9 protein-coding genes are annotated in these 11,832 nt (G+C 63.2%); 8 read left to right on the top strand and 1 reads right to left on the bottom strand.

Features of this window, described 5'->3' with window-relative positions; translation table 11 throughout:
- Nucleotides 1-564 precede the first annotated feature (564 nt).
- Both NCR37_RS13380 and NCR37_RS13375 read left to right on the top strand, forming a co-directional pair.
- Entirely contained in the window at nt 565-1,011 is a 447-nt protein-coding gene (locus NCR37_RS13380; protein ID WP_175938720.1) for a lytic transglycosylase domain-containing protein, read from the top strand.
- A gap of 108 nt (nt 1,012-1,119) precedes the next feature.
- Nucleotides 1,120-2,328, top strand: a complete 1,209-nt coding sequence (locus NCR37_RS13375) for a GTP-binding protein (RefSeq protein ID WP_250473382.1) — start codon at nt 1,120-1,122, stop codon at nt 2,326-2,328.
- 227 nt (nt 2,329-2,555) lie between these two features.
- On the opposite strand, the gene NCR37_RS13370 is transcribed toward NCR37_RS13375, so the two are convergent.
- A complete protein-coding gene (locus NCR37_RS13370) occupies nt 2,556-2,834 on the bottom strand; it encodes an HU family DNA-binding protein (RefSeq protein WP_008352404.1) in 279 nt (92 codons plus the stop codon).
- 503 nt (nt 2,835-3,337) lie between these two features.
- Here NCR37_RS13370 and mnmC1 point away from each other — a divergent pair.
- From mnmC1 to NCR37_RS13340, 6 genes are all read left to right on the top strand, one after another.
- Nucleotides 3,338-5,149, top strand: a complete 1,812-nt coding sequence (gene mnmC1 / locus NCR37_RS13365; RefSeq protein WP_250473381.1) for an FAD-dependent 5-carboxymethylaminomethyl-2-thiouridine(34) oxidoreductase MnmC1 — start codon at nt 3,338-3,340, stop codon at nt 5,147-5,149.
- 731 nt (nt 5,150-5,880) lie between these two features.
- A complete protein-coding gene (locus NCR37_RS13360) occupies nt 5,881-7,083 on the top strand; it encodes a cation:proton antiporter (protein WP_250473380.1) in 1,203 nt (400 codons plus the stop codon).
- 52 nt (nt 7,084-7,135) lie between these two features.
- A complete protein-coding gene (locus NCR37_RS13355) occupies nt 7,136-8,251 on the top strand; it encodes a YbdK family carboxylate-amine ligase (RefSeq protein ID WP_244847551.1) in 1,116 nt (371 codons plus the stop codon).
- A gap of 780 nt (nt 8,252-9,031) precedes the next feature.
- The gene (locus NCR37_RS13350) at nt 9,032-9,676 is read left to right on the top strand and encodes a MarR family winged helix-turn-helix transcriptional regulator (protein ID WP_250473379.1); all 645 of its coding nucleotides are present in this window, start codon (nt 9,032-9,034) and stop codon (nt 9,674-9,676) included.
- Between the two features lie 146 nt (nt 9,677-9,822).
- On the top strand, nt 9,823-10,551 hold the full coding sequence (locus NCR37_RS13345; RefSeq protein WP_250473378.1) for a glutamine amidotransferase: 729 nt from the start codon (nt 9,823-9,825) through the stop codon (nt 10,549-10,551).
- A 70-nt stretch (nt 10,552-10,621) separates the two neighbouring features.
- Entirely contained in the window at nt 10,622-11,734 is a 1,113-nt protein-coding gene (locus tag NCR37_RS13340; protein WP_250473377.1) for an NADH:flavin oxidoreductase/NADH oxidase, read from the top strand.
- Nucleotides 11,735-11,832 lie beyond the last annotated feature (98 nt).

The raw sequence follows: 11,832 nt of genomic DNA, 5'->3' as shown, positions 1-11,832 counted from the left end.
GCCGGGTACAAAGAACCGGCTAAGGCAGCACCGTTCGTCAATCCGAGGGCGCTGCCAACCGTGGTGCGAACGTGTCCGCCCAACCACGATTATTTATAAAAATGTGACGATAGCAGCTTTGTGTAACGAAAAAGTGCAGGTTCGTTCGCCGCCGCTTTCGCCCGGCGGCTGCATGCCAAGTGTTCCAGTGCGCTCAAGCTTTCCGACGCCCTGCCGATAACCCATCGGAAGGCTTTTGTCATACAAGCGACGCACACGGGACCCGAATTGTAACCCGATTAGATTACTTTATTATTCATACGTTTAAGAAACCGCCGATAGTCAGCAGAGGATTCCCGTTGGTGCAATCCGCCGTCCGCTGGACCTATGTCGGCTAGCCAACTTATGGTCGAAGACGTCAGCCGGTATCATACGGGCGGTTCCGTTCTCCAGGCGTCGACGTAAAGCTCGGGTTTTCCCGATGCCGCGGGCGTCAGACGGGAGCGGACAACGAACTTGGCGCACGCGCGAGGCGCGGCGCCGGCAGCATGACGGTTCCGCACAGGCGGATGGAGTAGAACGAAGATGAAGCGATTCCTGCGAATACTTGCGATGGGTTGCGGCGCCATGCTGGCGGCCGCCTCCGCTCACGCCGACTGTTTCGACGAAGCAGCGAAGTATCAGAAGGTCAATCCGCTCATTCTGCGCGCCATCGCCTGGCAGGAATCCCACAACAAGCCCGACGCCATCAACAAGAACGCCAATGGCTCGACCGACTACGGGCTGATGCAGATCAATTCGATCCACCTCAACACGCTCTCTCAATACGGCATTTCCAGCGGCACGCTGATGGAGCCGTGCAAGAGCGTCTATGTCGCCGCATGGCATTTGCGCCAGAAGATGAACAAGTACGGCAATTCGTGGCAGGCCGTCGGTGCTTACCATTCCGAAACGCCTGCGCTGCGCGACAAGTACTCCGCGCAGATCATCGAGATTCTGCGGCGCTGGAAGTTGCTGCAGGCGTCGAAGTAAATTTCAGGTTCGTCAGCGCGGGAGCCGCCGCGCCGCTCGGCGCCTTGCCTCCGCTCACCTCGCGTTTGATGCAGAATCGTGACTTCGATTCTCGTCCACACGCCCGCAATGAACCAAACGCCACTGCCAGTCACCGTGCTCTCGGGTTTCGTCGGCGCGGGCAAGTCCACGCTCCTCGATGCATTGCGCACCAACAGCGAGGGCGTGCGCATCGGATCCTTCGCTTGCGGCGCAGGCGATGATGCGATGCACGCTATCGCCGATGCCATCATTCAACTCGCCGAGCAGGAGCCTCGTTTCGATGCGATCGTGATCGAAGCGCCGCCCGGCGTGAATCCGATGGATATCGCCGAGCACTTCGCTTTCGGCGATGACGAAGACGCGCCTTTCAGAGGCCGCGCGCATCTCGATACGTTTGTCAGCGTCGTCGATGCATCGAGCTTCATGCGCGACTACGCGTCGGCGGAGTCGCTTTCCGAACGCGGCATCGTGCCCGATGGCGAAGCGTCCGATGAAGACAAAACCGTCGTCGAGGCGCTCGTGGAGCAGATCGAATTCTGCGACGTGATCGTGATCAGCAAGACGGACCTCGTCGACCAGGACGAACTGGACCGGCTCGCGCACATCTTCCACGCGTTGAATCCGCGCGCCGTTCTGCTGCGGACGGAACACGGCAAAGCGCCGCTCGGCGAACTAGTGAACACCGGCCGTTTCGATCTTGACGCAACCGGCAGCGCTGCAGGCTGGCTCGCGATTCTGAATGATGAACACGAAGCCAGCAGCGACGCAGATGCGTCCGGTGTCCGGCATTTCGTTTATCGGGCGCGCAGGCCGTTTCATCCCGAGCGGCTCTGGAATCTGCTGCATGAGGAATGGCGCGACGTGCTGCGCACGAAGGGCTTCTTCTGGCTCGCGACGCGCAGTGTCGTCGGCGGGTCGCTGTCACAGGCGGGCGGCACGTTGCGGCACGGTCCGGCCGGCGTATGGTGGGCCGCGCAGGACAGAAGCGAATGGCCAACGGATGATCCGGAGCTGGAAGCGGAGATCGTCGCGGAATGGTTCGGCGATCCGGACGACAACAGCATCGGCGATCGACGGCAGGAACTGGTGCTGATGGGCGTCGATCTCGACATCGAGGCGTGGCAGCGAAAGTTCGACGCGTGCCTTCTGACTGACGACGAATGGACGCTCGGCAGCGATGCGTGGCAGCAGTTCCGCGACCCGTTTCCCGCGTGGGATGTCGAAGACCACGAGCATGAGCACGATCACGAGCACGACCACGGACCGGACTGCGATTGCGAAGACCATCGGCATTAATAGACGCTGAATGCGCAGTCGAAAAAAAACCCGCCGATGGCGGGTTTCATGGTCCTCTTGGTCTCCGGCTTTTTTCCGCTCATGCGGACGAACCTGAGTAGCTTGCGCAAGACGGGCGCTATCAAGATACGAACACGGTGCAACTGAACACGAGCGATGGCGCTGATAGGCGCTCAAAAGTGCTGCCAGGCGCTGCGCAGCGAGGCGGGCCGCGACGGGCCAGACGCTCAGCGCTTGTTGACTGCGTCCTTGAATGCCTTGCCAGCCGTGAACTTGACGGTCTTGGCGGCCGGAATCTTGATGGATTCGCCGGTCTTCGGGTTACGCCCGGTGCGCGCTGCGCGCTTTCCCGAACCGAAGCTGCCGAAACCGATCAACTGAACTGCGTCACCCTTCGAGACAGCCTTCTTGATGACTTCGAGCAACGTGTCCAGCGTCTCGCCGGTTTGAGCTTTGCTGGCGCCGGTCTGAGCGGCTACGGCGTCGATCAATTCCTGTTTGTTCATTAAGGTTCCTTTATCAGTTTAGGTTGACACGAACAGCGCGAACGCGCCGATTATACGTGCGCAAGCCGTGCAGTCGAGTAGGGACGGGCCTCTGGCGCGTCCGTCCGACGGTTCGGCGCAGTTTCGCGCCATGCCACCGGCGTTGCATCCCATCAAATCCCTCGCGCCGCCTTCGAACGAGGCGCTTGGTATGATAGCGCAGCGCAAACCCAATCTGGACAAGGGTTTCAAAGATTTACCCTTATGTAACGGGGTGTTCCGGGCGGCCTCCGTGGGTCGATTCCGCGCGGCTCGCTTTCGTATGCCGAAGCCGCCTGATCGGACAGCGCGCCGTTGGTTTTTGCCAACGTTTCATCGCCGGGCCATTGTCCGTTTCGCGCTGTAAGCCTTGTCGGGACTGGCTTTCGCGGATGCAACCGGTCGTGCTTCGGTGCGGCGCGTGGCGGCGTTCGCCGACTATCCGACGCCTCACAGACGCCCGCTTTCCCTCCCAGGCTTGATGCATGACCGATACATCGCCCGTTAGCGAGCCGCTTCTCGCGCTGCACGATCTGCCGGCGCGCTGGAAGACGAAGCGCGTTTTCACCTTCGTCGATGCCGCCGCGCGCTTCGACACTTACAGTCTCTTTCTGGCGTTATGGCGTCTCTGGCGCGACGACGCCGCGCGCTGCGAGCGCCTGCATGTGGTCGCGGTCGCGCCGCTGCGCGCGCTGGATGCGCCGCCGCCCGCCGCCAGCGATCCTCTCTTGGCCGAACTCGCCCGCGTCTGGCCGATGCGCGTGCCCGGCGTGCATCGGCTCGAATTCGAAGCGGGGCGCGTCGTACTCACGCTTGCCGTCGGCGACGACATGCTGTCGAAGCTCTGGCTGCGCGCCGACGCATTTCATGTCGACGCGACGCAAGACGACGATCCGCGCAAGTGGAGTAAGACCCTCGCGCGCTTCGCCGGCGACGGCGCGACGCTCTGCGTCGACGTCGCCGAGCCGGGCCGCGACTCGTGGACGCGCGCGCTCGCCGCCTCCGGCTTCGAATGCCGTCGAAGCGACGATCGAATCGCTGGGCGCTTCGCGCCGCGCTGGCGCGTTCGGCGTCACGATCCGCCGCTGCCCGTGGATGTGAGCGCACGCGAGGCCATCGTCATCGGCGCGGGACTGGCGGGGTGCGCGGTGACGTCGTGCTTCGCGTCGCGCGGCTGGCGCGTGACGCTGATCGACCGGCACGCGTCGCCCGCGCGGGACGCGTCGGGTAATCCTGCGGGCGTCTTTCACCCGATTGTGTGGCGCGACGACAGCATCGCCGCGCGCCTCACGCGGGCGGGCTTCCTGTGCGCGCTGCAACGATGGCAGACCCTCGAAGCCGCTGGCCACGACTTGCGGCGCAGCGCCGGTCTGCTCCAAATCGCCGATACGCAAGAAGACGCGAATGCGCTCGCCGACGCCATCGGGCGATTCGGCTATCCGCTCGACTACGTGACGCCGATGTCGCGCGACGAAGCTTCGCGCGCGGCAGGCGTGGAAGTGGCGCGCGGCGGCTGGCTCTTTCCGCGCGGCGGCGCCATTTCGCCGGCCGCGGTCTGCGCCGCGCAACTCGCGACAGCCGGCGACGCGCTCACCACACACATGAATACGGCGGTCATGCAGATTGCATTCGACGGCCGCGACTGGCGTGCCTTCGACGCCCGAGGCGAACTGATCGCGAAAGCGCCGGTTCTGGTGCTCGCCAACGCGCACGACGCGGCGCGTCTGGCCGGCCTGCACGGAGATCCGACGCGCGGCGTGCGCGGTCAGCTTTCGATTGTGCAGAGCTGCCCGCTCGATGCGCTGACGCTGCCCGTGGTCGGCGACGGCTATGCGGTGCCGCTCGGCGCGCGGCGCACGTTGATCGGCGCGACGTACGACATCGACGAGACTGATCCGCACGTCCGCGAAGCCGGGCATGCGGAGAACGTCGAGCGCGTCGGACGCATGCTCGCCGGGCTGGAGGATATACGGGTCGCGCAGGGCCGCGTGGCGTTTCGCTGCGTGACGAGCGATCGCATGCCGATGATCGGCACGCTCGCCGACGAAGCCGCCGGCCGCCGCGATGCCCGGCGCCTTTCCGGCGCATGGCCGCTCGACCTGCCGCGCGCGCCGGGCTTGTACGGCGCGTTCGCCTTCGGTTCGCGCGGTCTGGTCTGGGCGACGCTCGCGGCAGAACTGATCGCGTCTCAAGCGGAGGGCGAGCCGTGGCCAGTCGAACGCGAACTGGCCGAAGCCGTCGATCCCGCGCGTTTCTTTTTACGAGCGTTACGTCACGGAGAAATCGGCCCGGGCTAGTTATCCTCGGAAATCTGTGGATAAGTCGGCGAAATCCGCAAGAAGGAGCTGTGGGCGCGTTGTGCACGTAAACGGGACAAGCCGGAGACCGCCCGTGAATCGCCAAAAGTTGTTCCGAGTTAACGGCGCTGCACGATCAGGTTTACCGCGCGCTTTTTCGGTTTACATGTGCTTGATCGGAAAACACAAAAGTCAGTTATCCACAGCGGCTGCGGCGCCTTGTTAACTACTACTACGTTTATATACAGTAAACCTGTAAACACCTGGAGACGACTTCACCGGGAATCCAGGAAACGCGTGGACCGCCGGTCAGCTTTTCCGAAGAAGAACGTTTGCGGTCGGCCTTACCTCATAAGAATCATAAACTTGCAGTTTCAGCCGGGGACATGACTGTGTGGCACAATCGCGCTTCTTCCTGCGTCGCGCCGTCCAGACGGCGAGCGCCTCAATGGAACGACGCTTGCAACGCGACACTCCGATCATCGCGCTGCAACGCCGTTCGCTGCGTCCGGCCAGTCTCGCTATAAGCGTCGCATTGGACCGGGATGCATCGTCTAATCCGTGCACGGCCGGTTCCGTGACGCCGTGTTCGTTCGTATTCGTTTCGCCTGAATGAACGACGCCCGTGGCGGGAGCGGGTTGTGAGCATGCGTGTCGTCCGCTGACGTTTTCGCCCACCGCGCGGCCGGACGTGCCCCTCTGCCTGAAGCAACGAAGGAGAAGCCCACACGATGAATTCGGCATTTTCATTTCTGCCCGCCTGGCCGCTCGAACCCGACGCCATTCTCTGGGCCGGTCTCGCGCTCGTCACCGCGGGGCTCGCCGGAGAACTGCTATGGCGCGCGTGGCGTCTGCCGCGCATCACCGGTTATGCGGTGATCGGGCTGATTGCGGGCAACGCGGGCCTCGGCGTGATCGACGCGAGCGCGGGCGGTCTGTCGCGTCCGCTGCTCGACGTCGCGCTCGGGCTGCTGCTTTTCGAACTAGGCGGCCGGCTCGATCTGCGCTGGATCCGCCGAAATCCGTATCTGATTCTGTCGAGCATTGCGGAATCGACGCTCACGTTCGGTCTCGTGCTGATCGCGCTGATCCTGTTCCATGTGCCGACGATGCCGTCGGTGGTGATCGCCGCCATCGCGATGTCCACGTCGCCGGCCATGGTCATTCAGCTGAAAACCGAGCTGCGCGCGGAAGGCCAGGTGACGCAGCGCCTGATGACGCTGACCGCGTTGAACAGCATGTACGCGGTGATCGTCGAAAAGCTGGCGGCGGGCGTGCTGCATCAGGAGATTTACGGCAACGCCTTCGCGACGATCCTTCAGCCGCTTTATCTGCTGATCGGGTCGCTCGTGCTGGCGTTCTTGCTGGCGCGCGGCTGCAACCTGCTTTATCGACGCCTGAACGCCAACGATGAGCATTCGTTCGTGGCGCTCTTCGGGCTCGTGCTGCTCGCCATCGCCATCGCTCACCTCTTCAAGCTCTCGACGATCTTCGCGTTGCTCGCGGCCGGCATCATCGTGAAAAACGCGGACGAGCGGCCGCAGTTGTGGCCGTCGCACTTCGGTTCGGCGGGATGGCTGCTCACCGTCATTTTGTTTGCGCTGACGCTGACATCGTTTGCGTGGCGAGATATCGCGCTCGGCGGCGTCGCGGCGCTCGGGCTCGTGCTCGCACGCTTCGTCGGCAAGCTGGTCGGCGTGCTGATCTTCGCGAAGCCGAGCGGGCTCGAATGGAAGCAGGGCGTGGCGCTCGGCGTGGCGTTGACGCCGATGTCGGCGCTCGCGTATCTGCTTGTCGACGATATGTATGTGCTGTATCCCGATTACGATCCGACGCTGCGCGCCATCGTGATGTGCTCGATCGTGCTTCTGCAGATCGCGACGCCGTTCGTGGTGTACCGTAGTTTGTCGGCGGTGGGCGAGCGGCGCGAGTGAGCGCATTCAAGCATCGCCCGGCCGGGAAAGCATTGATTCAACAAGAGGCGTCATGGCACTAGAACCCTTCATCAACTCGGAACCGTTCACGTTCGGCGTCGAGCTCGAAATCCAGGTCGTGAATACGCACGACTACGACCTGACCAAGGCCGCGTCCGACCTCATGCGTCTCATCAAGGACGAGAAGATTCCGGGCAACATCACGCCCGAGATCACCGAAAGCATGATCGAGCTCTCGACCGGCATCTGCACGACGCACGAGCAAGCCTTGACGGACCTGCGCAAGATTCGCGATACGCTCGTGGCGGCGGCCGACCAGCTGAATGTCGGGCTGGCCGGCGGCGGCACGCATGCATTCCAGCAATGGAGCGACCGCCAGATCTACGACGCGCCGCGCTTTCAGTACATCTCGGAACTGTACGGCTATCTCGCCAAGCAGTTCACGGTGTTCGGCCAGCACGTGCATATCGGCTGCCCGGACCCGAACAGCGCGCTTTTCCTGCTGCATTCGATGTCGCGCTACATTCCGCACTTCATCGCGCTCTCGGCGTCTTCACCGTATATCCAGGGCGTCGATACGGGCTTTCACTCGGCGCGGCTCAATTCGGTGTTCGCGTTTCCGCTGTCCGGCCGCGCGCCGTTCGTGCTGACGTGGGACAGCTTCGAGGAATACTTCTCGAAGATGGTCCACACGGGCGTGGTGAACAGCATGAAAGACTTCTACTGGGACATTCGCCCGAAGCCCGGCTTCGGCACCATCGAAGTCCGCGTGATGGATACGCCGCTTTCGGTGGATCGCGCGGCGGCCATCGCCTGCTATATCCAGACGCTCTCGCGCTATCTGCTGCTCGACAAGCCGCTCATGCCGCAGGAAGACGATTATCTCGTCTATACGTTCAACCGCTTCGAGGCATGCCGCTTCGGGATGGAAGGCACGTGCGTCCATCCGCAAACGGGCGAGCGGCGCACGGTTGCCGAAGACATTCTGGCGACGCTCGACGTGCTCGCGCCGCATGCGGAAGCGCTTGGATCGCAGGCCGCGCTCGCGCAGATCGCCGACATCGCGCGCGGCGGCGTCAACGACGCGACGTGGCTGCGCGGCGTGTTCGACAAGGAGAAGTCCCTGCACGAAGCCGTGAGACAGCAATGTCTCCAATGGCGAGCGTAAGCGAAGCGCGTGAATGGCGTGATTCAAAAATCCTTAAGGCACGCTTAAGACTTCTCGAGCATCGTGATGTATTGACGGTTCGCCCACATAGGCCGCTTGGACATCTCCTAAGCGGCTTTATTGTTTTTTCGTGTGTAGGGAATGCGTGCATGCCGCAGTGAGATTAAAATGCGCGCGCTAACGTTTGAGCGCAACCAAACACTTTCCTCAAGGTTTCCGTGTAGCGTCCGTATACATTGGGAAGGCTGTCGGTGAACGCGCAGTTAATGCGGACAACACAGGAATCCTGTAGCGGTAAGAAACGTTACGGACCGTTACGGGGCATGTAGCCGTTGGCAAAAAAGCAGGCACCATGACGGTAATTGGCAATGAACGGCAGTCCTTTTGGCTCGAGTGGCAGTCGGTTGGTGGTCCAGAGCGCAGTCTCAACGAAATACCGCGCTTTTCCACGGCTTATCCACAGTTTTGCGTGGATAATTAAGGTGTACGTTTGGTCTCAGTCGCTTAGAATGGCGACTTCGCTGATGGCGGGGTATAGTCGGCGAAAAAGCAGCGCCACGGCACCATAGAAGAAGGCGCAAAACGAAGAGGGTGCAATGTCCCCATTCAGGCAAACCGAATTGGCTTGGTACGCCTGAATTTTGAGACGGCGGGGACCACAAACCGGGAGTCATCCCGAAGAACGGGGCAACGTGAATCGGGGCGGCTTTCGGGGCGAGGTGTTCGCTTATCAGCGAACGGGCTGTCGAAACCCATAAAGCGGAAAACAAGCGAAACATTATGAGTGAAGGCGTTTACGGAGAGCAGGCGACGGGGCGGGTGACCCACGGCCTGCTGCGGCTGAGCACGGCGATGCGCAGCCAGGCATGGGAATGGGCGGAAGGTGCGGGGCTGACGCCTACCCAGGGTGAAATTCTCGTGTTGCTGATGCAGCGCAAGGGGCCGATGCGCCTCGGCGAAATCGCACGCGAGACGGCGCTGACGGCCGCGACCACGAGCGATGCCGTGAGCACGCTCGAAGGCAAAGGGCTCGTCGAAAAGCGCCGCGCGCTGGACGACGGCCGCGCGCTGGCCGTGCGCCTGACGTCGCGCGGACGCACGGCGGCGAAGAAGGCGCTGCAATGGCCCGACTTCCTGTCGAAGGCGGTCGGCACGCTGCGCGAAGACGAGCAGGCGACGTTCTATCGCACGCTGCTCAAGACCATTCGCCAACTGGAAGCCCAGCAGCAGATTCCGGCGCATCGCATGTGTCTCTCGTGCACGCACTTCGAGGTCAGCAAGAACCCGAAGAAGGTCCCGCACCATTGCGCGCTTCTGCAGATCGACATGGCGGACACCGATCTTCGTCTCGACTGTTCGGTATACGAAGAAGGCGATCTCAACACGCAGAAGAAGAGCTGGAAGGTCTTCGCGCAGATCGCCTGAGTTCGGGCGCAGCGGCATTTGCGGCATTCCACGCTGTGAGGCGGCGGCCAGTCGGTTAGACTGTGCCCGTCGCGCCTCGCCGCGAGGCGCGGCTCGTCATGTTCAGACGTTCCGAGCCACGCACGCCGATCCACGGAAAGCCGCCGATGAAACCTGAAGTCCTGGCCATTCGCCACGTTCATTTCGAAGACCTCGGCAGTCTGGAGCTCGTCGTCGGCGATCGCGGCCATCTCGTGCGCTATCTCGATGTCGGGCGCGGGCGCATCGGCGCGCCGAATCCGCTCGATCCGTCGTTGCTCGTCGTGCTCGGCGGGCCCATCGGCGCGTATGAAGACGCGCAGTATCCGCATCTCGCTCCGCTTTTGTCGATGCTCGAAAAGCGCATCGCCGCGGGGCTTCCCACCATCGGCATCTGTCTCGGCTCGCAACTGATCGCGCGGGCGCTCGGCTCGCGCGTCTATTCATCGAATGATCTGGAACTCGGCTGGTCGCCGCTCACGCTGACGGAAGCGGGGCGCGCCTCGCCGTTGCGTCATCTCGAAGCGGACGGTCACGCGGTGCCCGTATTCCACTGGCACGGCGATACGTTCGATCTTCCCGACGGCGCGACGCTGCTCGCGTCCACTGAGCGATGCGCGCATCAGGCGTTTTCCTGGGGCGACCATGTGCTCGCGCTCCAATGTCACGCCGAAGTGCTCGCGGATCGCTTCGAGAACTGGCTCGTCACCTATCCGGGCGATCTCGCCCGCTGCGGCACGACCGCCACCGCGTTGCGCGAAGCCACCGCGCAACATGGTCCCGCACTGGAACGCGCCGCGCGCGCGATGTTCGGCGAATGGCTCGACCGCTTTCCGGTCGACGCGCATCGAGACTGAGCCCGGCGCTGCACGAACAAAAGGCAGGTGCTATTCTCGTTCGCTCCTTTCTTCGCGACGGGCTTAAGACATGAGCGCGCTGTTCACTCCGGCCACCCTGCGCAGTCTGCAGCTGCCGAATCGCATTGTCGTCTCGCCGATGTGCCAGTACTCCGCCGAGGGCGGCGAAGCCACCGCGTGGCACATGATCCATCTCGGCCATCTGGCGCTCTCCGGCGCGGGCATGCTGTGCATCGAGGCGACGGCCGTGGAGCCGGACGGACGCATCACGCCGGGTGATCTCGGCCTGTGGGACGACGCGACCGAAGCGGCCTTGCGTCCCGTGCTCGCCGCCATCCGCCAGCACTCGAACATCGCGGTGACCATGCAGCTCGCGCACGCGGGCCGCAAGGCATCGAGTCAGAAGCCGTGGGAAGGCGGCCAGCTCATCTCCGTCGCGGATGGCGGCTGGATGACGCATGCGCCGTCGGCCGTCGCTCACAAGCCGGACGAAACACCGCCTCTCGCGCTGGATACCGCCGGCCTGCTGCGCGTGAAAGAAGCGTTTGCCGCGTCGGCGCGGCGCGCGGCGCGTCTCGGCATCGACGCGCTCGAAGTTCACGCGGCACACGGTTATCTGCTGCACCAGTTCCTGTCGCCGCTCGCCAATCAGCGCACGGACGAGTACGGCGGCTCGCGGGAGAACCGCATGCGCTATCCGCTCGAAATCTTCGATGCCGTGCGCGCCGCGTTTCCCGCCGACAAGCCGGTCGGCGTGCGCGTTTCGGCGACCGATTGGGTCGAAGGCGGATGGGATATCGAAGACACCATCGCGTTCGCCGCGCAACTGAAGGAGCGCGGTGTCGACTGGATCGACGTTTCCTCGGGTGGCGTATCGCCGCAGCAGAAGATTCCGCTCGAGCCCGGCTATCAGGTGCCGTTTGCCAAGGCCGTGAAGGAAGCGACCGGCGTGAATACCATCGCAGTCGGTCTCATCACCGATGCGAAGCACGCGGAAGAGATCGTCGCGAGCGGGCAGGCCGATTTCGTCGCGATGGCGCGCGCCATGCTCTACGATCCGCGCTGGCCGTGGCACGCGGCGGCCGAACTCGGCGCGACCGTCAGCGCGCCGCCGCAGTACTGGCGCTCGCAGCCGCGCGAGCAGAAGCATCTGTTCGGCGACATTTCGTTCGGACAGCGTTGATGCCGAGCGGTTGAGATCGAAGCGCGCGGGAGTGTACGATACCGTGCTGACGGTCGAACGCGGCGCCTTCGAGGCCACCGCGTTTTTTTATTGCCGAG

Origin of the sequence: Caballeronia sp. GAFFF1 (assembly GCF_023630705.1) — a bacterium.
GTDB lineage: Bacteria > Pseudomonadota > Gammaproteobacteria > Burkholderiales > Burkholderiaceae > Caballeronia.
The sequence above is the reverse complement of the archived record's forward strand: the minus strand, read 5'-3'. Positions and strand labels throughout refer to the sequence as shown.

Coding starts and splice junctions, on each gene's coding strand:
- NCR37_RS13380 (WP_175938720.1), top strand. CDS start 565: ATGAAGCGATTCCTGCGAATACTTGCGATGGGTTGCGGCGCCATGCTG.
- NCR37_RS13375 (WP_250473382.1), top strand. CDS start 1,120: ATGAACCAAACGCCACTGCCAGTCACCGTGCTCTCGGGTTTCGTCGGC.
- NCR37_RS13370 (WP_008352404.1), bottom strand. CDS start 2,834: ATGAACAAACAGGAATTGATCGACGCCGTAGCCGCTCAGACCGGCGCC.
- mnmC1 (WP_250473381.1), top strand. CDS start 3,338: ATGACCGATACATCGCCCGTTAGCGAGCCGCTTCTCGCGCTGCACGAT.
- NCR37_RS13360 (WP_250473380.1), top strand. CDS start 5,881: ATGAATTCGGCATTTTCATTTCTGCCCGCCTGGCCGCTCGAACCCGAC.
- NCR37_RS13355 (WP_244847551.1), top strand. CDS start 7,136: ATGGCACTAGAACCCTTCATCAACTCGGAACCGTTCACGTTCGGCGTC.
- NCR37_RS13350 (WP_250473379.1), top strand. CDS start 9,032: ATGAGTGAAGGCGTTTACGGAGAGCAGGCGACGGGGCGGGTGACCCAC.
- NCR37_RS13345 (WP_250473378.1), top strand. CDS start 9,823: ATGAAACCTGAAGTCCTGGCCATTCGCCACGTTCATTTCGAAGACCTC.
- NCR37_RS13340 (WP_250473377.1), top strand. CDS start 10,622: ATGAGCGCGCTGTTCACTCCGGCCACCCTGCGCAGTCTGCAGCTGCCG.